20 protein-coding genes are annotated in these 23037 nt (G+C 67.4%); 11 read left to right on the top strand and 9 right to left on the bottom strand.

Features of this window, described 5'->3' with window-relative positions:
* Positions 1-74 precede the first annotated feature (74 nt).
* Positions 75-2735 carry a LuxR C-terminal-related transcriptional regulator gene (locus QZM67_RS03885; protein WP_301800851.1) on the top strand — a complete coding sequence of 887 codons (2661 nt, stop codon included), beginning with the start codon at positions 75-77 and terminating at the stop codon, positions 2733-2735.
* 165 nt (positions 2736-2900) lie between these two features.
* On the opposite strand, the gene QZM67_RS03880 is transcribed toward QZM67_RS03885, so the two are convergent.
* On the bottom strand, positions 2901-3074 hold the full coding sequence (locus QZM67_RS03880) for an alpha/beta hydrolase (RefSeq protein WP_301800850.1): 174 nt from the start codon (positions 3072-3074) through the stop codon (positions 2901-2903).
* A 29-nt stretch (positions 3075-3103) separates the two neighbouring features.
* On the opposite strand from QZM67_RS03880, the gene QZM67_RS03875 reads away from it, so the two are divergent.
* The gene (locus tag QZM67_RS03875; protein ID WP_301800848.1) at positions 3104-3418 is read left to right on the top strand and encodes a LysR substrate-binding domain-containing protein; all 315 of its coding nucleotides are present in this window, start codon (positions 3104-3106) and stop codon (positions 3416-3418) included.
* A 16-nt stretch (positions 3419-3434) separates the two neighbouring features.
* Here the strand turns inward: QZM67_RS03875 and QZM67_RS03870 are convergent, their stop codons facing one another.
* On the bottom strand, positions 3435-4364 hold the full coding sequence (locus QZM67_RS03870) for a LysR family transcriptional regulator (RefSeq protein WP_301800847.1): 930 nt from the start codon (positions 4362-4364) through the stop codon (positions 3435-3437).
* An 86-nt stretch (positions 4365-4450) separates the two neighbouring features.
* Here QZM67_RS03870 and QZM67_RS03865 point away from each other — a divergent pair, with 86 nt between their 5' ends.
* Positions 4451-5323, top strand: coding sequence for an NmrA family NAD(P)-binding protein (locus QZM67_RS03865; RefSeq protein ID WP_301800846.1), 873 nt, complete (start codon positions 4451-4453; stop codon positions 5321-5323).
* Between the two features lie 183 nt (positions 5324-5506).
* Here the strand turns inward: QZM67_RS03865 and QZM67_RS03860 are convergent, their stop codons facing one another.
* A complete protein-coding gene (locus QZM67_RS03860) occupies positions 5507-6133 on the bottom strand; it encodes a TetR/AcrR family transcriptional regulator (RefSeq protein WP_301800845.1) in 627 nt (208 codons plus the stop codon).
* Between the two features lie 328 nt (positions 6134-6461).
* Between QZM67_RS03860 and QZM67_RS03855 the strand changes: the two genes are divergently transcribed.
* Complete coding sequence (locus QZM67_RS03855) at positions 6462-6797, top strand: H-NS family nucleoid-associated regulatory protein (RefSeq protein WP_235996312.1); 336 nt, start codon at positions 6462-6464, stop codon at positions 6795-6797.
* 106 nt (positions 6798-6903) lie between these two features.
* On the opposite strand, the gene QZM67_RS03850 is transcribed toward QZM67_RS03855, so the two are convergent.
* Both QZM67_RS03850 and QZM67_RS03845 read right to left on the bottom strand, forming a co-directional pair.
* Positions 6904-7668, bottom strand: coding sequence for an SDR family oxidoreductase (locus tag QZM67_RS03850; protein ID WP_301800844.1), 765 nt, complete (start codon positions 7666-7668; stop codon positions 6904-6906).
* Between the two features lie 140 nt (positions 7669-7808).
* Complete coding sequence (locus tag QZM67_RS03845; protein WP_175026462.1) at positions 7809-8753, bottom strand: LysR family transcriptional regulator; 945 nt, start codon at positions 8751-8753, stop codon at positions 7809-7811.
* 165 nt (positions 8754-8918) lie between these two features.
* Between QZM67_RS03845 and QZM67_RS03840 the strand changes: the two genes are divergently transcribed.
* The 4 genes from QZM67_RS03840 (at position 8919) to QZM67_RS03825 (ending at position 13903) form a co-directional block, all read left to right on the top strand.
* Positions 8919-10133 carry an FAD-dependent monooxygenase gene (locus QZM67_RS03840; protein WP_301800841.1) on the top strand — a complete coding sequence of 405 codons (1215 nt, stop codon included), beginning with the start codon at positions 8919-8921 and terminating at the stop codon, positions 10131-10133.
* 307 nt (positions 10134-10440) lie between these two features.
* The gene (locus QZM67_RS03835; RefSeq protein ID WP_367620417.1) at positions 10441-11727 is read left to right on the top strand and encodes a c-type cytochrome; all 1287 of its coding nucleotides are present in this window, start codon (positions 10441-10443) and stop codon (positions 11725-11727) included.
* Positions 11728-11741: 14 nt separating this feature from the next.
* Positions 11742-12275 carry a sugar dehydrogenase complex small subunit gene (locus tag QZM67_RS03830; protein WP_301800838.1) on the top strand — a complete coding sequence of 178 codons (534 nt, stop codon included), beginning with the start codon at positions 11742-11744 and terminating at the stop codon, positions 12273-12275.
* A gap of 26 nt (positions 12276-12301) precedes the next feature.
* A complete protein-coding gene (locus tag QZM67_RS03825) occupies positions 12302-13903 on the top strand; it encodes a GMC family oxidoreductase (RefSeq protein WP_301800837.1) in 1602 nt (533 codons plus the stop codon).
* A gap of 36 nt (positions 13904-13939) precedes the next feature.
* Here the strand turns inward: QZM67_RS03825 and QZM67_RS03820 are convergent, their stop codons facing one another.
* Both QZM67_RS03820 and QZM67_RS03815 read right to left on the bottom strand, forming a co-directional pair.
* The gene (locus tag QZM67_RS03820; protein WP_301800836.1) at positions 13940-14875 is read right to left on the bottom strand and encodes an esterase family protein; all 936 of its coding nucleotides are present in this window, start codon (positions 14873-14875) and stop codon (positions 13940-13942) included.
* Between the two features lie 61 nt (positions 14876-14936).
* Entirely contained in the window at positions 14937-16034 is a 1098-nt protein-coding gene (locus QZM67_RS03815) for an OpgC domain-containing protein (protein ID WP_043183960.1), read from the bottom strand.
* Positions 16035-16416: 382 nt separating this feature from the next.
* On the opposite strand from QZM67_RS03815, the gene QZM67_RS03810 reads away from it, so the two are divergent.
* The gene (locus QZM67_RS03810; RefSeq protein ID WP_301800835.1) at positions 16417-17571 is read left to right on the top strand and encodes a porin; all 1155 of its coding nucleotides are present in this window, start codon (positions 16417-16419) and stop codon (positions 17569-17571) included.
* A gap of 41 nt (positions 17572-17612) precedes the next feature.
* Here QZM67_RS03810 and QZM67_RS03805 read toward each other — a convergent pair whose 3' ends face one another.
* Positions 17613-18524 (bottom strand): LysR family transcriptional regulator, encoded by a 912-nt coding sequence (locus QZM67_RS03805; RefSeq protein WP_301800834.1) that lies wholly within the window; start codon positions 18522-18524, stop codon positions 17613-17615.
* Positions 18525-18664: 140 nt separating this feature from the next.
* On the opposite strand from QZM67_RS03805, the gene QZM67_RS03800 reads away from it, so the two are divergent.
* The gene (locus QZM67_RS03800) at positions 18665-19681 is read left to right on the top strand and encodes an aldo/keto reductase (RefSeq protein WP_301800833.1); all 1017 of its coding nucleotides are present in this window, start codon (positions 18665-18667) and stop codon (positions 19679-19681) included.
* A 300-nt stretch (positions 19682-19981) separates the two neighbouring features.
* Positions 19982-20725: a sulfite exporter TauE/SafE family protein gene (locus QZM67_RS03795; protein WP_301800832.1), complete on the top strand. Its 744-nt coding sequence runs from the start codon at positions 19982-19984 to the stop codon at positions 20723-20725.
* Positions 20726-20829: 104 nt separating this feature from the next.
* Here the strand turns inward: QZM67_RS03795 and QZM67_RS03790 are convergent, their stop codons facing one another.
* Entirely contained in the window at positions 20830-22998 is a 2169-nt protein-coding gene (locus tag QZM67_RS03790; RefSeq protein WP_301800831.1) for a hypothetical protein, read from the bottom strand.
* Between the last annotated feature and the right edge of the window lie 39 nt (positions 22999-23037).

Here is a 23037-nt window from a genome sequence, read left to right as displayed (position 1 = left end):
TGCCGGACGGCGATGCCACGGCTTGAAGCCGCCGCGCGAATGCGGCAGGATGATCGACCCGACCCTTCACCCGGATGATCGTGACCGTTTCCCGAAATGCGATCCCGCGCAGCGTGCGTCATGACGGCGTGGATTTGCGTGAGCACAAGTTTTCCCCGCCTGCCGCGCGACGCGGCGCGATCGTGCGTCACGCGTTGCTCGAACGCGTGACGCGGCTCGGCGTGCCGCACGTCGTGATCCTGCACGCGCCGCTCGGCAGCGGCAAGTCCACGCTGCTTCGGCAGATCATGGAGATCGGCACCGCGAAGCGCTGGACGGTCGGTTGGCTGACGCTCGACGAGAACGACAACGATCCGCGCCGCTTCGAAACGTACTTCATCGCGCTGGTCACGCAGATGGTGGCGGACGCGGGCGGCCCCGCGCCCGAGCAGTCGCCGGCGACGACCGACAACATGATCGACTGGGTGCTCGATCGATTCGGGCAGATTCCCGGCCCGATCGGCTTGTGCATCGACGATCTCCAGTGGATCCGCGATCCCGCGATCCTGCGTTTCCTGCGCGACCTGTTGCGCGCGCTGCCAGGCCGCTGCCGGATCTATATCGGGTCGCGCAATTTGCCGGACATCGGCGTGAGCACGCTGCTCGTCGCCGAAGAGGCGCTGGTGCTGCGGATGGAGGACCTGCGTTTCTCGCCCGAGGAATCGGTCGAGTTCATGACCGCCCTGGACGACGGGGTGCTCGACGCGGATATCGCGTCGTTCGTGCAGGCGCGCACCGAGGGCTGGCCGGCGGGGTTGCAGCTGTTCAAGCTTGCGCTTGCGCGCGGCAATCCCTGGCATACGGTCGACGAGATGCGCGATTGCGGGCCGCTGGAGCTGGTGCGCTACCTGTCGGAAAACACGCTGTCGCTGCAGCCGCCGGACGTGCAGGTGTTCCTGCTGAAAACCTCGCTGCTGCGACGCCTGAACGGATCGCTGTGCGCGGAGGCGACCGGCGCGCATCACGCAGACGCCATGCTGCAGCGGCTGGAGCAGGACGGCTTGTTTCTCGAGGCGCTCGACGGCAATCCGGGCTGGTACAGGTATCACAGCCTGTTTGCGCGCTTCCTGTCTGACCGCCTCGCCCAGGACGATCCCGATGGCGTGCTCGACGTGCACCGGCGCGCGGCGCACTGGTACGTGCGCCACGGCGTGCCCGAGGAGGCGATGTATCACGCTGTCGAGGCGCGCGAGTACGCGCTTGCGGTGCGCACGCTCGACGAATGGGCATCGCGGCTGATCGCGGGCGCGGAGCTGGCCACGGTGGTGGTCTGGTTCGACCGGCTTCCGTTGAACGAAGTGCTCGGCAATCGCAGTCTCGCGATCAAGGTGGCATGGGCGCTCGTGTTCCTGCGTCGCGGGAGCCCGACGCATCCGTTGCTGTCGTACCTGGACCAGACGCGAGCGGGCGAACATGACGGCACCGTGCACAACCCGGACGTCGTGCTGGCGATGGCGACGATGTTCAACGACGATCTGCGCGGCGCCGCGCGTCTCGCGAACATTCCCGTGCTGCATCAGCCGGCGCGCGACATCTTCGAGGCGTTCGAACTGGGCGCCGCCGCGAACCTGCTGACGTTCAGCGCGATGGCGACGTGGAACGAGGAGGACATCCACCACATGCTCGTGCTGGCGAACAGCCACAACGATCATGCGCAGGCAGCGTTCAGCCAGGGATACACACTCGCGCTGCGCTGCATCCTGCAGGTCACCAGCGGGCAACCGAGGCTCGCGACCGAAGCGCCGCGCGCGACGTCGGGCTCGCGGCCGTGGCCCTACGTGAATCGCGGGATGGCGGCCGTAGCGCTGGCGGCCTCGCGGATCTGGGCGTGCTATGAGGCTGACGCGCTCGACATCGGGGAAAGGCTGGCGGCCCAGTTCGAGGACGAGATCGCGCTGGCGGCGGTGCCGGAATTCATCGCGCTGTCGATGGTCTCGATCGCGCGCATCCACGCGGCCCGTGGCCGGATGATCCAGGCGCGCGACACGCTCGAGCGCCTGAGCTTTCAGAGCCAGTGGTCGGGCGTGCGCCAGATGATCGCGTGGGAGCGGCTTTACTTTGCCGGGCGCAGCGGCGATGCGGCGCGTGTCGATGCGCTGCTGCAGCACGTGACGGACGACACGTCGCCATCGGATCCCGTATGGATTCCCATCACCGAGATGCTGAGCGGGCGGCTGCTCGGCCGTATCCGGCTCGCGCTGTTCCGGCAGCAACTCGACCGGGCCGGCGAGTTGCTGAAGGTCGCGCTGGCGATCACGCCGGCGCGGCCGCTGCTGTCGGTCAAGCTGCACGTGCTGCAGGCGCTGGTGCAGCATCGGCAGGGGCATACGCGGCTCGCGCTGCGAACGCTGCAGGGCGTACGCGAAACGGCGAACGCCGGCGGCTGCCGACGCGCGCTGCTCGACGAAGGCGCCGAACTGGCCGCGTTACTCGACCAGTCGCCCGACGCGGAGATGCCGCATACGGCGCAAGCGTCGGAACAACGTTTCCATACGGCGGCGTGGTACGGCGCACTGTCGCAGCGCGAACAGGAAATCCTGCGGCTGCTGTGCAGCGGGGCATCGAATCGCGAGATTTCGGAGAAGCTGTTCCTGTCCGAAAACACCGTGAAGTTTCATCTGAAGAACGTGTATCTGAAGCTGGACGTGAAGAACCGCGCGCAGGCGATTCTCAAGGCGCAACTCGACTTGCGGTGAAGCAATGCGAAGAGGACGGCAATGCGGGTTGCGTTGCCGTCCTCTTCAGTACGTCAGCTCAGGCTATCGCGGCACGGGATGGTGCGGCGGAAGCGGCCGGCGACCGTGTCACGTCCGGGCAAGGCCGGCAGGCAGCCCGGCTCGCAGCGGGTAGAAGCCGTCGCGTTACGCCCCCAGGTGCTTCCGGAAAAACGGCACCAGCTGCTCCAGCGCCTGGCTGGTTGGCGCAGGCTGGTCGTACAGGTCATAGCGGGTGACGCCGGGCACGATCTGCAGCGTCTTCTCGCTCGACCGCGCACGGTTGTACAGGTCGAAGCCGTCGCGGTACGAACCGAACACGCCCGGCTCGCGCCCGGCACGCCGATCCGTTGCTCGTCCACAAACGGGAGCGTGACCAGGTAGTCCACCGCGCAGCGGAAGTCTTTCACGCGCAGCGCGTGAAGATCGATGGTCAGCCGGTCGGCAACGGCATCGGGTCGGCGCGCGATGCCGCGTTGAGCGGGCTCGGGCTGGCGTACCTGCCGCATGCGTACGTCGCCGGTCAGCTGGCCGCGGGGCAACGGGTCGAAGCGCTGTCGGGCTGGCGCAAGACCTACGAGCCGTACTACCTCTACTACCCGAGCCGCCGTCATGCGTCCCCCGCGTTTTCGCTGGTGGTCGACGCACTGCGCTACCGCGGGTAGCGATCGCGGTCGCGCGCTACGACGCCATGTCCTGCGCGAGCTCGGCAATTTGCCGGCGCAGCCACCCGTGTGCCGGATCGTCGTGCGTGCGCTCGTGCCAGATCATCGTCAACGCGAACGGCGGCACCTCGACCGGCAGCGGCACCGGCGTGACCGGCATCGACTGCGCGACGTGCTGTGCGAGACGGCGCGGCAGCACCAGCGTCATGTCGCTTTTCGCGACCACCATCGGCGCCACCAGAAAATGCGGCAACCGCATCGCGATTCGCCGCTGCAGCCCTTGCTGCGCGAGGGCCGCGTCGACTCGCTCGCCACCGCGGCCGCCGATCGTCACCAGCACGTGCGACAGCGCCGCGAAGCGCTTCGGCGTCAGCCGCGCGGACAGCGCCGGATGTCCGTTGCGGACGAGGCAGACCAGGCTGTCGTCGTAGAGCTTGCGACGATAGATGCCGGCCGGCAGGGTGTCGTCGTCGAACGCGCCGAGCGCGATACCAGCCGTGCCGTCCACCACGAGTTCGACGTTGTTGCCGCGTGACGGCGGCACGTCGAGATCCATGCCGGGCGCGCGCTGCTCCAGCCGCGCATTTACGTCAGGGATCAGCGTCAGCGCCATGTGATCGAGGCTCGCGATCGAAAACTGTCCGCGCGCGGTGGCCGGATCGAATACGGCCGGCGCGACGATGCTGGCCGCTTCCGTCAGCACACGCGACACGCGCAACGCGAGCGACGCCGCGCGCGGCGTGAACTCCAGCCCCTTCGGCGTGCGCACGACGACGCGATCGTCGAGCAGCGTGCGCAGGCGGCCCAGCGCGCGGCTTGCCGCCGGCTGCGTCAGGCCGAGCCGGGCGCCGGCCCGTGTGACGCTGCGCTCCTTGATCAATGCATCGAGCAGCTTGAGCAGGTTGAGGTCGACGGCGCGCAAATCCACTTTGTGCATGATGGACATGATTGGTATGCATTTGAGTTATGTGATGCCAGCCTACATCATCGAAGTCATCGCTCCAACGGGTGGAGCGTCTGACGGGAGAACACATGTTCGTTGTTACGGGTGTCACCGGGCGCACGGGAGCCGTCGCGGCCCAGGCTCTGATCGATGCGGGCGTCGCGGTGCGCGTGGTCGTGCGCGATCGCGCGAAGGCGGCGCGCTGGGCGGCGCAGGGCGCGGAAGTGGCGGTCGCGGATCTGGCCGACACCGCGGCCTTGACGCGTGCATTCGCCGGCGCGCGCGGCGCGTATTTGGTCAAGCCGCCCAACTATGCGCTGGAAAACCTGTTCGAACACGCGGACGTGACGGCACGTGCCGTCGCCGACGCGGTGCGCGCGGCGGGCTTGCCGAAACTCGTGCTGCTGTCGTCGGTCGGCGCGGATCGGCCGGACGGCACCGGCGTGATCGCGACCAATCGCACGGCCGAGCAACGACTGGCGGAACTGGGCATTCCGGTCGTGTTCCTGCGCGCGGCGTATTTCATGGAGAACTGGGCGCGCGTCGTCGATCCGGTTCGCACGCAAGGTATTCTGCCGAGCCTGCTCGTGCCGGTCGAGCGCGCGATTCCGATGGTCGCGACCGAGGATATCGGCCGCGTCGCGGCGGATCTTTTGCGTGAAGACTGGGCGGGCATCCGGAAGATCGGCCTGGCAGGGCCGATGGCGTATTCGCCCGGCGACATCGCGGCGATCTTTGCGCGCGCGCTGAATCGACCGGTGCGGCCGGTGGCGCTCGAGCCGTCCGCGTGGGCCGGGGTACTCGCGATGAATCCGTTCTCGACCGCGGCAATCGATGGATTCATCGAACTGAATCGCGGGCTGAACAGCGGTCACATCGACTTCGGGAGCGACGACACGGTCGAGCTTCGACAAGGGCGCGTGCCGTTCGAACAGGTTGCCGAGGAGATCCTGCGCGCGTGACGCCGGCCGTCCGCAGCCGGCGCGTCGTTGCGGCATCGCGGCGTTCGTGAACGGCGCGGCGGCACTGCCCGGACACGGGCGTCATCGCGTATGCTGAACGGCCGCAACGGGTCGAATGGCGTCACGCGCGATCCGGCTCCGCCGCGGAGCCGGTCGCTGCCGGGTCGCGCGCGACCTTTCCGGTCAGCGCACCGGCGCGGCCGTGGCCAGCAGGCTGCGCAGGAACACCATGATCATGTGCCCGATCGGCACCTCGGACAGGATCGACTGCTGCAGCGACAGGCCCTGCGAGAGCCCCATGAACGCAATGGCGAGGACGGTCGGCGGTTCGGGCGGCACCTTCTTCAGCCGCGCGAAAATCTGTTCGATGCAATAGGCGAGGCCATCGCGATGGGCATCCAGCAACGCCTGCGACGCGATGGCAAAAGCGGGGTTGCGCCGCCCCAGAAGCTTGAACTCGACGCCCAGCACCGACCACTCGGGCTCGGCATCGACAGTCCGCGACCAGACATCCAGTGCATTCAGGATGTCCTCCCCGGACGCGGATGGGTCGCTCAGCGCCTGGGCGATCGCGGCCACTTGCGTCTTCGAGCGCTCCCGCATCAGTTCGATGAACAACGCCTCCTTGCTCGCGAAGTTCGAATAGAACGCACCCTGCGTATAGCCGGCCTCGGCCGCGATATCCCTGAGCGACGTGGCGCCGAACCCGCGGTCGACGAACAGCCGCTTTGCCGCGGCGAGCAAATGGGCGCGGGTCTGCAAGCGGCTTTCTTCGCGACTCAGCCGCGGGGGAAGGGTGGCCATGTTCATGGCAGGCAGGATATCAGTTGATATTTAAGATAGATACCATTACGATTGCATTTCAAATATCACTTGATATGTGAAATGCAGGGCGCGATTGTGTCGCCGGGTGTCCGAGCGGGGATCGTTTCGGGCGGGCGATCGTGCCGTCGCGGGGGCGCGCACTGTGTGCCGGTGTGTGGCGGCGTGTCGTTGCCCTCGTGTCGCGTGCTTCGTTGCACCGACGCGAGCCGTTTGCCGATCGAGTGAGTGCCGTCGTCTCGGGGCGACGTGAAACAGTCAGTTAGTCATGCGAATCATGCCGGTTAGCATGCGGATGCGGGGCAGGAAGCAGAAGATGAGCGCGAGCAAGACCTATGCACAGCTCGTAGTCGAGCTGGCCGAACTGGACGAGGAAATCGAGCGCGCACGCGCGCGCGAACGTGTCGATGCGATCGCGGAGGTTCACTCGCTGATGGATACCTACGCGATCAAGCATCGCGACCTGGTCGGCCGCAATGGCAGCCGGGGTTCGTACATCGTGAAAGTGCTGCCGGCGCGCTATCGCGATCCGGCGAGCGGGAAGGAGTGGAGCGGGCGCGGTAATGCGCCGCTCTGGATCAGGGGCAAGGATCGCCGTCAGTTCGTCATCGTCAAGCCGCCGGCCACGGCCAAGAAAGCCAGGACCGGCTGACGGACGGCGCCGGGTTACGGCGACGGCGGCTTCGCCGGCGTTGGCCCGGCGGCGTCAGCACGACGAGCAGCGTTGCGCCTTCAGGCGACGGCCATGTCCGCAGCGTTTATCCGCGTCCCACGAACGGCATGGCCGTCGCCATGATCGTCATGTTCAGGATGTTCGTGTCCAGCGGCAGGTTCGCCATCTGGACGATCGCGTTCGCGACATGCGTGACGTCCATGCGCGCCTCAGGCGCGAGGCTGCCGTCGGCCTGCGGGACACCTTGCGTCATCCGGTCCGTAAGCGACGTTGCCGCGTTGCCGATGTCGATCTGACTACACGCGATGTTGTAGCGGCGGCCGTCGAGCGCCAGCGACTTGGTGATCCCGGTCACCGCATGCTTGGTGGCCGTGTACGCGATCGTATCGGGGCGCGGCGCATGTGCAGAGATCGAACCGTTGTTGATGATCCGGCCGCCCTGCGGCGTTTGCGCTTTCATCAGGCGCCATGCGGCCCGCGCGCACAGAAAGACGCCGGTCAGGTTCGTCGCGACGACGCTGTTCCACACATCGAAATCGTATTCGTCGAGGGAAACCGGCGGCGCGTTGCGGCCGGCATTGTTGAAGAGTACGTCCAGCCGGCCGAACTGCTGTGCGATCTGCGCAAACGCACGGTCGACCGATGCTTCGTCGGTGACGTCGGCAGGAAACGCTTGCGCGTCGCCGCCGGCGGCCTGGATCGCGTCCTGCGTTTCGCGCAACGACACCTCCTTGCGCCCGAGCAGCGCGACGGTGAATCCCGCCTGGGCGAGCGCGGTGGCCGCTGCGCGACCGATGCCGGAGCCGGCGCCCGTGACAGCTGCGAATTTCTTCGACTTCGAGACAGACATGGCTTGATTTCCTGCGGGTTGAGTGACGGGTGAGGCTGCGGATGAACGATGGCAGGGCCACTTCGGCAATGTAGTCGAAATGCGTGGCGCAGCGGTTCACGCGATATCGTAAAGCACGCGCGATAGTGCGACGACCTCGGCTACTTCTTCCTGCCCGGTGCGGTCTTCCTTGCCCGCGTGCCCGTCTCCGCAAACAGATCGACGACCACGTCGCGCAGCCACCGGTTCCCTTCGTCCTGATTGACCCGCGTATGCCAGAGCATGTGAATCGGCGCACCCGGCAGCGTGACGGGCAACGCGCGCCAGCCCAGCGAAAACGGCGCGGCGAGCTGCTGCGCGAGATGCTCGGGCACCGTCGCGATCAGGTCGGTGCGCTGCAGGATGTAGCCCACGCTCATGAAATGCGGCACCGTGAGCCGCACCTGGCGCGTCACGCGTCGGCGCTTCAGCCATTCGTCCACCTGCCCGTGACCGGTGCCGGCCGACACGACGACCAGATGCTCGGCATTGCGCCACCCGTCGACCGTCAGCGGCGCGTCCTCGAGCGGATGCCCGCGCCGGAACAGGCACACATAGCGCTGATCGAACAGCCGGCGCTGGTAGAAACCGCCCTTGAGCTGCGGCAGCAGGCCGATCGCGAGATCGACGCGGCCGTCGGCCATTTCGTCGCCGAGATTGACGCTCGTGTTGCGCACGGTATTGAGCGCGATGCCCGGCGCCGCTTGCGACAGGTGTTCGAGCAGCGCCGGCAGGAACACGACTTCGCCGATATCAGTCATGCCGATCGTCAGCGTGCGCGTGGCGCGCAGCGGATCGAACCCGGTCTCGGGATTGAGCGCGGCATGCAGCGTCGCGAGCGCGTGCGACACGGGTTCCGCGAGACGGAGCGCGAACGGCGTCGGCACCACGCCGCCCGGCCCGCGCACGAACAGCGGATCGCCGAGCCGGCGGCGCAGCTTCGCGAGCGCGTTGCTCACGCCCGGCTGGCTCATGTTCATCTGCTCGGCGACGCTCGATACGCGCCGCTCCTGCATCAGCCGCTGGAAAAGCAGCAGCAGATTGAGGTCGATATCGCTCAGTTCCATGGGTTTCGCCTTGCCGGATTCATTGCTTCCAGTGATGAAGCAGATTCCAGTCATTTTATTGCGGGATGAAAGTCCGCTCCTGAAAATACCGACACGGCCATGCAATCGACATGACCGCTGCGCGAGCCGCAGATCTCACATCGGAACATCGGAGACACCTTCATCATGCAGACGAACCTGAAGATTGCGATCGTCGGCGCCGGGATCGGCGGCCTGACGCTCGCGCTCGCGCTGCGCGAGCACGGCATCGACGCGCAGCTCTACGAACAGACGGAGGTGTTGCGCGAAGTCGGCGCAGCCGTCGCGCTGTCGGCCAACGCGACGCGCTTCTACGAGCGCATGGGCTTGCGGGCGGCCTTCGACGCGGTGTGCGCGGACATCCCGGGGCTCGTTTATCGCGACGGCCGCAGCGGCGCGGTGATCGGCCATCATCGCGGCGACCCCGACTATCGCCGGCAATTCGGCGGCGCGTACTGGGGCGTGCATCGCGCGGATCTGCAGGCCGTGCTGTCGAAGGCGGTCGGCCTCGAATCCATCCATCTCGGCCATCGGCTGACCGATCTCGCGCAGCATGCCGATCGCGTCACGCTGGCGTTCGACAACGGCGAGCGCGTCGACGCCGATCTCGTGATCGGCGCGGACGGCGCGCGCTCGATCACGCGGCGCTGGATGCTCGGCTACGACGATGTGCTGTATTCGGGCTGTTCGGGGTTTCGCGGCGTGGTGCCGGCCGCGCGGCTGAGCCTGCTGCCCGATCCCGAAACGCTTCAGTACTGGATCGGGCCGCACGGGCACCTGCTGCACTATCCGATCGGCGACAACGGCGACCAGAATTTCCTGCTGGTCGAGCGTCATCCGTCACCGTGGCCGTCGCGCGACTGGGTGATGCCGTCGGAAGAGGGCGAGCAACTGCGCACGTTCAGGGACTGGCATCCGGCAGTGGTGCAGATGATCACCGCCGCGCCGATCAGCCCGCGCTGGGGGCTGTTCCATCGGCCGCCGCTCGGCCGCTGGAGCCACGGGCGCGTGACGCTGATCGGCGACGCCGCGCATGCGCTGGTGCCGCACCACGGGCAGGGCGCGAATCAGTCGATCGAAGATGCGGTGGTGCTGGCCGCGCAACTGGCGCAGGCCGGTCCGGGCAACTGGCGCGAAGCGCAGGAAGCGTACGAGCGGTTGCGTCGCGGCCGCACGCGCAAGGTGCAGTACGCGTCGATCTCCGTGGCCGACGTGCTGCACCTGCCCGACGGGCCGGCCGCGCAGGCGCGCAATGCGCGTCTGGCCGAGCGGGACAGCGTGCTGCATCACCTGGACTGGATTCACGATTTCGATGCGTTGGCCGGGGCGCCGAGCGAACGGCAGGGCGGCACGTGGCTTTGAGCGTCGAGCCGTCGCATGGCCGTCGCGCTCGGGCGGCCGACTACCCGGCGTGCCCGCAGGGCGGCGAGATCGGCCGGCGCGACCGGTCGCGCCGTGTCTTCGAGCCGTATCGGAATGCCCGCCGACGCGGGCAAGCCATTCACCGATTGTTTCCTGAATGACGATTCTGTATCGATTTAGTGTATCGATACAGAAGGTGATATAGTCCGACCACGTCATGCGCACACCACCTCTTCAAAAAATAGGGGTGGCATGACAGAACACCCCCGAAATCACCTTTTCACCGGATTCCTCCAGGGACGATTCCATGCGTTTGCCCGGCTATTCCGCGCTTGTCGTGCTTTCTCTCATCGCGTCGGCCCCCGCGTCGGCAGCCGGGCAGGCGGCGGATCGCGTTGCGGCGGGCAAGGCGTTGGCCGTCGCGGCGGACTGTGTCGCGTGCCATACCGCGGGTGGCGGCCAGCCGTTCGCGGGCGGCCTCGCCATGCCGTTGCCGATGGGCAATATCTACTCGACCAACATCACTCCGGACAAGCAAACCGGGATCGGCAACTATTCGGAGCAGGAATTCTCGAACGTGCTGCGCAAGGGCGTGCGGCGCGACGGCGGCAACCTGTATCCGGCGATGCCGTACCCGTCGTATACGAAGTTCAGCGACGACGACATCGCGAGCCTGTACGCGTATTTCATGCACGGCGTCGCACCGGTCCATCAGGCGAACCGTCAACCGGATTTTCCGTGGCCGCTGACCATGCGCTGGCCGCTGAAAATCTGGAACGCGCTCTATCTGCGCGAAGGCGCGTATGTGCCGAAACCCGGGCGAGATGCCGAGTGGAATCGCGGCGCCTATCTGGTCCAGGGCGCCGCGCACTGCGGCACCTGCCATACGCCGCGCGGCATCGGGATGCAGGAACTGGCCTACGACGAAACCGGCACCGGCTATCTCGCCGGCGCGCCGCTCGCGGGCTGGCAGGCGTTCAACATCACGCACGACCGCGACGCGGGCATCGGTACGTGGACGACCGCGCAGATCGTCCAGTACCTGCGCACCGGCAACGTGCCCGGCAAGGCACAGGCAGCGGGCCCGATGGCGGAAGCCGTCGAACATAGCTTCAGCCGCATGAGCGATCGCGACCTGAACGCGATCGCCACCTACCTGTCGACGGTGCCGGCCGCCGGGGGCGCTGACACCGCGCCGCGTTCCACGCAGGGGCGCAAGACCGACGACTACGTCGCGGTGCGTGCCGCAGCCGCCGTCGGCGGTCAGGCACCGGCCGGCGCGTCGCTTTATCTCGACCACTGCGCGAGCTGCCACGGTATGACGGGCGCCGGCACGGCGGACGGCTTCTTTCCGTCGCTGTTCGCCAACAGCGCGGTCGGCACCGCGACCACGTCGAACCTGCTGCAGGTCGTGATGCACGGCGCGAGCGTGAACAACGGCGCCACGCACTATTTCATGCCGGCCTTTCAGACCGAACTCAGGGATGACGAAGTGGTGGTGCTCGTGAACTACCTGAGCGACCGGTTCGGCAGCGGCCGGGCCCGCGTGAGCGCGGCGGATGTCGCGAAGCTCCGCACGGCACCCGCACACTGAAGGAGATGTCCGCGATGAACGATTTCGATGGAGCCGGCGACCTGGACGTGCAGCGCCGCCGTCTCATGAAGCTGTCGGCCGGCGCGGCGCTCGCCGCGGCGTTGCCGGCCGGTATGTTGATGGCGCGTGCGGCCGTGGCGCCGGAAGCCTTGCCGGCGCGGGACTTTGCCGGCGTGGCCGCGTACCTGACTTGCCGCAAGGCGCTCCCGGCGCGCTATGTGCAGTCCGTCTACGACGGCCTCGTCGCGCAGGACCGCGAGTTTCCCGCACGGCTGCGCGCGCTCGTCGTCGCGATCGACACGGGCACGCAGCCGCTCGAGGCCTTCGTGAAGACGCTCGGCATCGCGGCGCCTGAATTGCACACCACGGCGCTGGCCGTCATCGAAGCCTTCTACACCGGCAGCGTCGGGCACGGCGGGCAGGCGCGGATGGTCGGCTACGAAACCGCGCTGATGTTCGAGCCGACCGTGGACGTCACGGTCATTCCAACCTATATCCGTGCGCGCCCCGAATACTGGACCGAGCGCCCGGCCGTCGACGCCGGTTGACTGCCTTCCGAACGAGGATCGAAACCATGAGCAGACCCTACGACGCGGACGTCATCGTCATCGGCGCGGGCATCCTGGGCGGCGCCGTCGCGCAGTCGCTGACGCAGCAGCGCAAGTCCGTCATCGTGATCGAGGCGGGGCCGGACGTGAAGCGGGCCGAGCTCGTCAGCGCGTTCCGCAATTACGGCAACAAGTCCGACTACAACGGCCCGTATCCGGATCTGCCGTGGGCACCGAAGTCGTCCACCGGGCGCTATTCCGACCGGTACATCGACAGCGTCGGCCCGGTGCTGCAGAAGCCATCGTTCCTGCGGCTCGTCGGCGGGACGACGTGGCACTGGGGCGGCGCGACCTGGCGCATGCTGCCGAACGACTTCCGCCTGCACAGCCTGTACGGGCACGGGCGCGACTGGCCGATCGGCTATGACGAGCTCGAACCGTGGTATCAGCTCGCGGAAGAACAGATCGGCGTATCGGGCTCGGACACCGACGACCAGAGCGGCCAGGGCGGTGCGCCGTTCCCGCCGCGCTCGAAGCCGTACCCGATGCGGCAGCAACCGTGGTCGTACCTGACGCAGCAGGTCGCGGACAAGGTCGCGACGATCGGCCATCGGTTCGTCGACGAACCCAACGCGCGCGCGACGCGGCCTTACGATGGCCGGCCGACCTGCGCGGGCAACAACAACTGCGCGCCGATCTGCCCGATCGGCGCGCAATTCTCCGGCGATCGCCCGGTCCTGCGCGCCGTCGCGCAGGGTGCGCGACTATTGACCAATGCGGTCGTCTACAAGATCGAGCGCGGCGAGAACCGCAAGATCGCGGCGATTCATTACATGACGCCCGACGGCAAAAGCACGCGCCTGACCGCTCGCATCTTCGTGCTCGCGGCACATGGCGTCGAGATTCCGAAGCTGCTGCTGATGTCGGACGTCGCGAACGCGTCCGGCCAGGTCGGCCGCAACATGATGGGGCACACCGGCCGCGCGATCGCGATGCTCGCCCGCGAGCCATTGTGGGCCGGGCGCGGCCCGACGCAGCAGGGCAGCATCAACACGCGGCGCGACGGTGCGTTTCGCCGCGAACATGGCGCGATCCGGCATTTCCTCGACAACACGGTGCCCAACGAGATCGTCACGCGGCGGCTGATCGCGCAAGGCATCGTCGGCGACGCGCTCGATGCGCGGATTCGTCACGACGCGGCGCGCTATCTGAAGATCGCGAGCTACGTCGAGATCCTGCCCGACCCGCGCAACCGGGTCACCCTGAGCGACCGCAAGGATGCGCTCGGGCTGCCGACGCCACGCACCGACTACGACGTCTACGATTATTCGTTGCGCGCGGCGTCGCAAGTGCTCGACGATTACCGCGATTTCCAGCAGGTGTTCGGTGCGACCGAGGTCGTGAACGACGTCCACGCGTGGGTGCCGAGTTCGCACATCATGGGCACGACGATCATGGGCAACGATCCGGCGGATTCGGTCGTCGACCGCGATTGCCGGACGCACGATCACCCGAACCTGTTCATCGCGAGCACGGCCGTGCATCCGAGTTCGTCGGTGGTCAATCCGACGCTGACCGGGTACGCGCTGGCGCTGCGGATGGCGAAGACGATCGGTACGGAAGTCTGACGCGGCCGGCGGCGTGGGGCTGCGCTTACGCCGCCGTCACTTCACGCACTCCAGCGCGTACTTCAATCCCTGCCCGAGCAGCCCGCGCCATACGTCCCACGTATGCCCGCCGTCGACGATGCGCAGTTCGGCCGGATTCTGCGCGCGGCGCAGGTGCGTGTACAGCACGCTCGATTCCGCCTGGATGGTCAGGTCGTCGTCGCCGGCCGCGATGAACATCGGGATCCGCCAGGTGCGCGCGAAATAGCCGCGCATCAGCGCCGGGTAGTTGAGCTCGTGCCACACGCGCGGATCGAACTGCCGGTCGCCGAACACGCCGACGTAGCGCGCGGCGGAATTGAGCGGCGGCTCGTTCGCGTAGATCGCGGGGCTCAACAGCATCGCGCCGCAGAACAGCCCGGGTTCGAGCAGCGAGAAGCGCAGCGCGCCGAAGCCGCCCATCGACACGCCGCCGATCGCGCGGCCCGCGCGCTGGTTCGACACCGCGAAGTGCGCTTCGACTTCGGGCAGCAGGTCGTTGAGGAACGCGCTCTGCATCTTCTCCTTGCGGTCGACGTACCAGTCGGTGCCGCCCTGCGGCATCACGATCACGACGGGCGGAATCTCGCGACGCTCGATCAGCGTATCGGCGGTGGCCTGCAGCCGGCCCTGCGTGACCCAGTCGTTCGCGTTGCCGGCGTTGCCGTGCAGCAGGTACATCACCGGGTAGCGCGCGCCTTCCGGGTTGTAGCCGGGCGGCAGGTAGACCGTGTACGACCAGTCGCGCTTCAGCGACGCCGACCGGAACGTGCGCAGCACGACGCTGCTGCCCGGGTTGACTGCGGGCTCCAGGGCGGCCGACGGGGTCGTCGCGGTCTGGATGGCCGGTGGCGGCGGTACGGGCGATACCGGCGGCGCGGCCGGCGTGGCGCGGGCGGTGGCGATGGAGCCGGCGATCAGGGCGAGGGCGAACGGAAGGGCGAGTCGGCGCATGACGAATCGTTTCAGGAGAGGCGCCGGCTATCGTAGCAGCGGCGCATGACGGCGCGGCGCGTCATCGCCGCGAACGGAACGGCAGCCGCGCGACGAGCGGCCCGTAGAGTTTGGCGACGAGATACAGCAGGCCCATCGCGACCACATCGGCAAGCAGGCCGAGCTTCACGTCGAGATAGCCTTCGGTCGCCTGGTAAAGCAACGAGTCGACCGCGAGCGAGATGCCGGTGCCCGCGACGAAGCACAGCAGCCCCTGCCGGCCGATCGTGCCGATCCACGGCATCGCGTGCGCGACCTTCTTCATCCAGCCGAGGTGGACGAGCTTGGCCGCGAGCCACGCAATCGCGAGGAAGTTCGCGAGCCGCAGCGCGCCGAGGTTCTGCTTGATCGACGGATCGGTCGGGAACGGTTCGATGCGCAGCCGGTAGTACGCGCCGGCCGCGACGATCGCGAGCGCGGCGGCCGTCAACAGCCAGCCCTGCGGCTTCGGCGCGAGCGTCTGATAGACGGGCTGGCAACGCGCGATCACACCGAGCACGAACAGGAACTGCCACGCGAATGGATTGAAGTCCCACGGCGCGCCTTCGACGGTCGGCAAAAAGCGCGCGACGTGCGGCGCCGCGTACCAGAGCGACCCGCTGAACGCGAGCAGCAGCCACGGCTGCGTGCGCGCGAGCGGCAGCGTGAGCGGGACGAGCAGCGCGAAGAACGCGTACATCGGCAGCACCGACGCGAGATACGGCTGGCGGCGGAACAGCAGGATGTCGCGCAGCGCGGCGAGCGGCTTCTGGAGCAGGCCGTCGAGGTCGTTGGTCGGCATGTTCGGGCCGTCGATCGCGAACGCGTTCAGCGCGGCCGTGATCAGCAGCATCAGGCCGGCCGTCACGAGGAACGCGCGGTAGATCTCGAACGCGCGCCGGATGAAGCGCTGGCGCGCGGCGGCCTCGTCGTGGCGCTCGGCCAGCGAGTTGTACGCGATCGCGGTGGCGAAGCCGCCGAGGAACACGAACACCTCGGCCGCGTCGCACAACGCGTACGCATGCAGCGTCACGCGCGACAGGATGCTGCCGCCGATGTGGTCGACGACGATGACGAGCAGCACGAGGCCGCGGAAGAAATCGAGCTCGGCGTAGCGGCCGGCCCGGGCCGGTGCGGTCATCGGACCGCCTCCCGGCGCGGGGCGCGTGCGCGGCCGGCACGCGCCACGCATGAATCGGGGTGAAGCATGACTTCGTGAAGAAATGACGAACGGATGCGCATTGTGCCACCGATGCGGTGCACACCGGGTTTACGCGGATGGTCGGCCGTCCTGCCGCTGCCGATAAGCCGGGTCAGGCCGTCTGCGCAACGGGGCAGTTGGACGAGCGCAACGGTTTGCGCAGGGTTCATATACCCCGATGGACGGACGGTTTGCGACGTGACACCATTTTGACCTCACGCGGCCGCACACCGCGTCGTCCGCCCTGCGGGCCACACATATAACAGACCAAACATCCGCCGGGCGCTTGACCCTGCCCGGCCACCGGCTCCGGAGATCCGTCATGAAGAAGCACGTCATTTTTACCGCCGCGCTGGCCGCTTTCGCCGCGCCGGTCTTCGCCCAGAACAGCGTGACGCTGTACGGTGTGATCGACGAAGGCTTCAATTACACGAACAACGTGAACGTCAATGGGGTCGGAAAAACGAATTACCAGCTCGCGAGCGGCTATGCACAGGGCAGCCGCTGGGGCCTGAGGGGCAGCGAGGACCTCGGCGGCGGGCTGAAGGCGATCTTCACGCTGGAAAACGGTTTCGACGTGAACAACGGCCGGCTCGGCCAGGGCGGCCGCATGTTCGGCCGCCAGGCGTTCGTCGGGCTGAGCGAGTCGCGCTTCGGCACGCTGACCTTCGGCCGCCAGTACGACTCGGTCGTCGACTATCTCGCGCCGCTCACGGCCAACGGCAACTGGGGCGGCACGCTGTTCTCGCACCCGTTCGACAACGACAACACGGACAACTCGTTCCGCGTCAACAACACGGTCAAGTATGCAAGCGCCGACTGGAACGGCCTGACGTTCGGCGGCACGTACAGCTTCAGCAACAGCACCGGCTTCTCGAACAACCGTCAATACAGCCTCGGCGCGCAGTATTCGCTCGCCGGGCTGCAGGTCGCGGCTGCGTACCTGCAGGCGAACAACCCGGGCGTGGGCAGCGCGGGCGCGATCTCGGCGGATGACGCGAACTTCGTCGCCGACCGCCTGCGGATCTTCGGCGGCGGCGTCAACTACACATTCGGCCCGGCCACGGTCGGCTTCGTCTACACGAAGACGGACGTGAAGAACCCGGTGTCGACCGTCTACCTGCCGGCGGCGACGTTCGCCGGCCTCGGGCTGACCGCGACGAAGTTCCAGAACTTCGAGATCAACGGCAAGTACCAGCTCACGCCCGATTTCTATCTCGGCGCGCAGTACGTGTACACGGACGGCAAGTTCGATGCCGCGGCCGGGTCGTTCAAGCCGAAATACCACACGGTTGGCCTGATGGCCGACTACAGCCTGTCGAAGCGCACCGACGTCTACCTGCAGGGCGCATGGCAGAAGGTTGCCGGCGACAAGACCGGCACGGCGGCCGACGGCGGCTATGTCGTCGGGACGGACGGCCCGTCGGCGTCGTCGAACCAGTTCGCGGTGCGCGCCGCGATCCGCCACAAATTCTGATCGGGCGGCGCCGGGGCCGCGTGCTCCGGCGCTGGCTGCGCTCAGTCCGCCCGGGGCGTGGTGCCGAGCGTTTCCGCGAGCCAGTCGACGAAGATCCGCACACGCGGCGCGAGATGCCGGCCGGTCGGAAACACGACCGACACGGGCAGCGGCTCCGCATTCCATTCCGGCAGCACCTCGACCAGCGAGCCGTCGGCAAGCAGCGGCCCGAGCCCGTCGCGCGGTACCTGGATCAGCCCGAGGCCCGCAAGACAGCACGCGAGATACGCCTGCGAGCTGTTGACCGACACGACGCTGCGCATCTTGACCGCGTGCAGCTCGCCCGAATCCATGTCCGCATATTCCCAGTCCAGCTCGCGGCCCGTGCGGCTCGAGAAATAGCCGACCGCGACGTGGTCCGGCAACTCGTCCGGCGAGCGCGGCGTGCCGTGCCGCGCGAGATACGCGGGCGCCGCGCAGTTGATCTGCGCCAGTTCGCCGATGCGCCGCGCGACGAGCGATGTGTCGGACATCGTGCCGACCCGCACCGCGCAGTCGATGCCGTCGGCGACGAGATCGACGAAGCGGTCGGTCGTGCCGATCACGACGCGCAGGTCAGGGTAGCGCGCGTGGAAACCCGGTAGCGCCGGAATCACCTGGTTCAGCGCGAAGCGCTCGGGCAGGTCGACGCGGATCGCGCCGCGCGGCGTCGTGCCGGCGTCCTCGAACAGCGTTTCCGCATCGTCGAGATCGGCCAGCAAGCGCATGCAGCGTTCGTAATAGGTTGCGCCCTCGGCCGTCAGCGCGACGCGCCGCGTCGTGCGCTGCAGCAGGCGGGTCTTCAGGTGTTTTTCCAGATACTGGACGGCATTGCTGACCGTCGGGCGCGGCAATTGCAGCTGCTCGGCCGCTTTCGTGAAGCTGCCGAGATGGGCGACGCGCGCGAAGATGCGCATTGCTTGCAGATGATCCATGCGGGCGAGGGCCTTGACGGGGATGGGGCAGGCTCCATTGTTAATCAGCGTCGAATGGTTTGGTTGAGTGTTTCGCGTTTATCGCGCGTCGCGATGCGTCCAGAATCCGGCCTGTTCATTGATCATTCGAGGAAACGGACATGGATATGCGTCAACTGGGCCGTACGGGCCCGCAGGTATCGACGATCGCGCTCGGCTGCATGGGCATGTCGGATTTTTACGGGCCGGCCGACCGCGACGAAAGCATCGCGACCCTGCACGCGGCTCTCGACCACGGCATCACGATGCTCGACACCGGCGATTTCTACGGCATGGGCGACAACGAGATGCTGATCCGCGATGCGCTGCGCGGCCGGGCACGCGACCAGGTGCTGATCAGCGTGAAATTCGGCGCGCTGCGCGATCCGGCCGGCGGGTTTGCCGGCTACGACGCGCGGCCGGTGGCGATCCGCAACTTCGTCACGTACTCGCTGAAACGGCTCGGCACCGACTACATCGACATCTACCGGCCGGCGCGCGTCGATCCGGCGGTGCCGATCGAGGAGACGATCGGCGCGATCGCCGATCTCGTGAAGGCCGGGTACGTGCGCCATATCGGCCTGTCGGAAGCCGGCGTCGACACGATCCGCCGCGCGGCGGCCGTCGCGCCGATCGCCGACCTGCAGATCGAATATTCGCTGCTGTCGCGCGGCATCGAGGCCGGAATCCTGCCCGCGTGCCGCGAACTCGGGATCGGCGTGACGGCCTACGGCGTGCTGTCGCGTGGGCTGCTCGGCGGACGCTGGAGCCCGGCGCGGGAAGGTGAGCGCGATTTCCGCGCCGCGAGCCCGCGCTTCCAGGGCGAGAACCTCGCGCACAACCTCGCGCTCGTCGACGCGCTGCGCGCCATCGCCGACGAGAAGGGCAGCAATCCGGCGCAGGTCGCGATCGCGTGGGTGCTGTCGCGCGGCGGCGATATCGTGCCGCTGATCGGCGCGCGCAAGCGCACGCAGCTTCAGGACGCGTTTCAGGCTGCCGAGATGCAACTAACGGTCGATGATATCGCTCGCATCCAAGCGGCGGTTCCCGCCGGGGCGGCTGCCGGTGAGCGTTATCCGGCCGCACAGATGGCGCACCTCGACAGCGAGCAGGGGCGGGGGACATCTCACGGGGGCTGATCGGCCCGAGTCGGCATGATCGGCCCGGGACGGCATGGGTTGCGGAACAGGCCCCGTATTCGGCTCGAATCCGGGGGCCGGGGCGGGGTTCGGCAACCCGGATGGCGGCGCATGGCCGGCACCGCCTGCCTTGACGCCGGCGGCGCGTTTCCCGCCGGCCCTCAGTGCGACAGCCCATCGACACCATCGCGCCGGCGCTCCGTCCGGCAAGCCCTAGCCAGCCTCAGGCAAAGCCAGATGGCGGGCGGCGCGATCGGGGTTCACCATCGGCGCCGTACTCAACCGGACGGAATGCCTTTCATGCACATTCATACGCTGACGATCATCGCGGTGGTTTTCCTGCTGGCCGGCGCGGTCAAGGGAATGATCGGGCTCGGCCTGCCGACGATCGCGATGGGGCTGCTGACGCTCGCGATGCCGCCGTCGGCCGCGGCGAGCCTGCTGCTCGTGCCGTCGTTCATCACCAATGTGTGGCAGTTGTGGCTTGGCCCGTCGTTCGGACCGCTGTTGCGCCGGCTGTGGCCGCTGCTTGCCGGCCTGACGATCGGCACGCTGACGGGCGGGCTGCCCGCGCTCGCGGCCGGCACCACGTGGACGCATGCGGCACTCGGCGTCGTGCTGATCGTCTACGGGCTGTGGGGGCTGGCCGCCGCGCGGCTGCCGGCGCCGGGCCGCCACGAAAAATGGCTGTCGGCCGTGGTCGGTTACCTGACGGGTGTCGTGACGGCCGCGACCGGCGTATTCGTCGTGCCGGCCGTGCCGTACCTGCAGGCGCTGCGGCTGTCGAAGGACGACCTGATCCAGGCGCTCGGGCTGTCGTTCACCGCATCGACGATCGTGCTCGGCCTGCAATTGCGCATGACGGGCGCGCTGGAGACGGTCGATCTCGGCGTGTCGGCGCTCGCGCTCGTGCCGGCGCTGGCAGGGATGTCCGGCGGGCAATATGCGCGGCGCGTGATGAGCGAGAGGGCGTTCAAGCGCTGCTTCTTCGTCGGGCTGATCGCGCTGGGTGGGTATATGGCGGCGTCGGGGTGGCTGTGGTGAGCGGGCATCGCCGACGAGCGTGATGCCCGCCGGTCGTGACGATCCCGAAGCCGGTTCGACAGCAACCGGCTTCGAGAGCATGCACGGAACGTGGGTCACACCGCTCAGGCCGGGTCGGCGTACTTCAGCGTCCACCCGAACGTGCGGGTCGCGCCCGCGCCGAGTGCAAACGGCTTCGTCGTGCACGCGAAGTTCGAATGCAGCTGGCCGATCGGCGTCGTCGACAGCGGATTCGTCGTGCCGTTCGTCGTGTCGAAGGCGGACAGCGCGCAGGTGTCGAACCCGGACGCCGCGTAGCCGGTCGCGGCGCTGTTCGCGTACGTGACCGACACGCCGTCGCCGTTGGCCTGCGTCGACCCGAAATCCGCGAACGACGTGAAGTCCGTCTCGACCGACAGGTTGCCGGTGAGCGTGCCGGTGCTCAGCGTATCGCTGCGTGCGACCGAGCTGTGCGCGAACGTCAGCACCGTATGCACCTGCAGGTCGAGATCCGTCGTGTACGCCGCGTTCTTCGACGCGAGCCGGAACTTCGCGGTATCGAACGACACGATCACCTGCCCGTTGCTTTGCTGGACGTTCAGGTTCTTGTAGTACGTGACGGGCATGTAGGTCTTCCCGTTGTACGACACCTGCGGCACCAGCAGCGCATAGCCGAGATCGGTCGTGCCGTAGATCAGCTTGTCGGAGAACGGCACCGGATAGTACGGCGTGTACGAGTTGTAGTCGGGCGCCTGGCTGAGGTTCAGGTTGATCACGCGCCGGCCGTCGCGCACGGTGACGAGCGCCGCACTGTACGGATGCGCGGTATCGCCGGGCTGGTTGTACCAGGTGAGCGTGTAGCGCGGCAGCGCATCGAGCCACGCGTTGTAATCCGCATCGGCCATCGGCGCCTGGCCGCCGAAGCCGAGCTTGTTCCACCACGCGTTCACGTACAGGTACTGGTGCAGCAGGCTGAAGTTCTCGCCCATCACACGCGGCTTGCCGCGATACGCGTCCGTGCCGCGGCCCTTGACCCACATGTTCACCGACGGCGTCGGCAGCGACGGGTCGTACCAGTATGTGTCGAACCGACGCGCGGCCTGGTAGATGAACGCATACGCAACCTGCTTCTCCTGGTCGGTCAGCACGCCGGCGTTGGCCGCGGCCGTCAGCACTTCCATGAACGCCGAATCGCCGTACGGGCCGATCGAGCGGCCGTAGTTGAAGCCCTGGCCGTTCGCGTTCAACTGCGGCAGGATCAGGTCGACCGACTTGCGCAGGTAGCCCTTCAGTTCGGGCGTGAGGTTCGCTTCGTTGCCCATCTCGAACGTACGCTCGGTCACTTCACCGATCAGCAGCGTGCTGTAGCGGTCGAAGCGTGCCTGGTCGTAGTAGGTCGTGTGGGTGTTCGACGCTTCGTCCGAGAACCCGCCCGACGAGTCGTTGCGGATATGGTTCGTGAGCGTGTACAGCAGCGCGTCGCGCGCGCCCATCGTCGCGACCGACGGATCGGTCTTCGACGCAAACGACGGGCTGCTCCAGCCGAGCTTCTGGCGCAGCCCGGCGATTCCGTAGGACACCGCATAGTAGTTCTGCGCGGTGTTGAGCGACGCGATGTCGATTGGCGTACCGGCCGCGGGGCACGTATCGGTCTTGCCGCTCGCATCGGGGCCGAACATGTCGCAGAAGGTGAGCCGCTGCTGCAGCGTCGCGAGCATCGCGTCGCTGAAGACTTCGTTGAGCATCCCGTGCGCCTTCAGGTTGTTCAGCGCGACGAGGTAGTAGTACTCGCCCCACGACGTATTCGCATACGTGTAGTTGCTGCCCGACTGCGCCATCATCGCGGTCGTGATCGTCTGGTAGGTCGCGAGGTAGCTCGCGTATTGCGGATCGTTCTTCGACTTCATGTCGATCAGGATGTACGACAGGCCGAGCGCGAGCTTGCCCGGCAGGAATTTGTCGCCGGTGTTCGTGTCGAGCACGTGGACCGGCGTGCCGTCGCCGAGATCCATCACGACCTGCGTGAAGTCGGGCGATTTCCGGATCAGGTCGAACAGCGCGCGCATCTGGCCCATCATCGTGACCGGAATGTTCGTGCCGGCGGGCACGCTGGTGTCGGGCGCGCCGTAGACGAGCGCCTGCAGCGAGTTGGACGCGAGCGACGGCGTCGTGGACGGGGGCGGCGAAGATGATGACGGCGTGTCGGTCACGTCGTTGCCGCCGCACGCGCTGACGAACAGGACGGAAAAGGCGCTGAGCGCGGCGCCGAGCGCGAATCTGCTGCGCGGATGCATTGTGTCTCCAGTTTTGGATAGTGATGAAGGACGGGCGGC

It is taken from the genome of Burkholderia sp. AU45251 (genome assembly GCF_030482905.1).
Classification (GTDB): domain Bacteria; phylum Pseudomonadota; class Gammaproteobacteria; order Burkholderiales; family Burkholderiaceae; genus Burkholderia; species Burkholderia aenigmatica.
The sequence above is the reverse complement of the archived record's forward strand: the minus strand, read 5'-3'. Positions and strand labels throughout refer to the sequence as shown.

Bases quoted from the DNA above. Each gene is read 5' to 3' on its own strand.
- QZM67_RS03810 (WP_301800835.1), top strand. From the start codon at position 16,417: ATGAAGAAGCACGTCATTTTTACCGCCGCGCTGGCCGCTTTCGCCGCG.
- QZM67_RS03865 (WP_301800846.1), top strand. From the start codon at position 4,451: ATGTTCGTTGTTACGGGTGTCACCGGGCGCACGGGAGCCGTCGCGGCC.
- QZM67_RS03855 (WP_235996312.1), top strand. From the start codon at position 6,462: ATGAGCGCGAGCAAGACCTATGCACAGCTCGTAGTCGAGCTGGCCGAA.
- QZM67_RS03860 (WP_301800845.1), bottom strand. From the start codon at position 6,133: ATGAACATGGCCACCCTTCCCCCGCGGCTGAGTCGCGAAGAAAGCCGC.
- QZM67_RS03820 (WP_301800836.1), bottom strand. From the start codon at position 14,875: ATGCGCCGACTCGCCCTTCCGTTCGCCCTCGCCCTGATCGCCGGCTCC.
- QZM67_RS03840 (WP_301800841.1), top strand. From the start codon at position 8,919: ATGCAGACGAACCTGAAGATTGCGATCGTCGGCGCCGGGATCGGCGGC.
- QZM67_RS03795 (WP_301800832.1), top strand. From the start codon at position 19,982: ATGCACATTCATACGCTGACGATCATCGCGGTGGTTTTCCTGCTGGCC.
- QZM67_RS03885 (WP_301800851.1), top strand. From the start codon at position 75: ATGATCGTGACCGTTTCCCGAAATGCGATCCCGCGCAGCGTGCGTCAT.
- QZM67_RS03800 (WP_301800833.1), top strand. From the start codon at position 18,665: ATGGATATGCGTCAACTGGGCCGTACGGGCCCGCAGGTATCGACGATC.
- QZM67_RS03845 (WP_175026462.1), bottom strand. From the start codon at position 8,753: ATGGAACTGAGCGATATCGACCTCAATCTGCTGCTGCTTTTCCAGCGG.
- QZM67_RS03825 (WP_301800837.1), top strand. From the start codon at position 12,302: ATGAGCAGACCCTACGACGCGGACGTCATCGTCATCGGCGCGGGCATC.
- QZM67_RS03870 (WP_301800847.1), bottom strand. From the start codon at position 4,364: ATGTCCATCATGCACAAAGTGGATTTGCGCGCCGTCGACCTCAACCTG.
- QZM67_RS03830 (WP_301800838.1), top strand. From the start codon at position 11,742: ATGAACGATTTCGATGGAGCCGGCGACCTGGACGTGCAGCGCCGCCGT.
- QZM67_RS03790 (WP_301800831.1), bottom strand. From the start codon at position 22,998: ATGCATCCGCGCAGCAGATTCGCGCTCGGCGCCGCGCTCAGCGCCTTT.
- QZM67_RS03850 (WP_301800844.1), bottom strand. From the start codon at position 7,668: ATGTCTGTCTCGAAGTCGAAGAAATTCGCAGCTGTCACGGGCGCCGGC.
- QZM67_RS03815 (WP_043183960.1), bottom strand. From the start codon at position 16,034: ATGACCGCACCGGCCCGGGCCGGCCGCTACGCCGAGCTCGATTTCTTC.
- QZM67_RS03835 (WP_367620417.1), top strand. From the start codon at position 10,441: ATGCGTTTGCCCGGCTATTCCGCGCTTGTCGTGCTTTCTCTCATCGCG.
- QZM67_RS03805 (WP_301800834.1), bottom strand. From the start codon at position 18,524: ATGGATCATCTGCAAGCAATGCGCATCTTCGCGCGCGTCGCCCATCTC.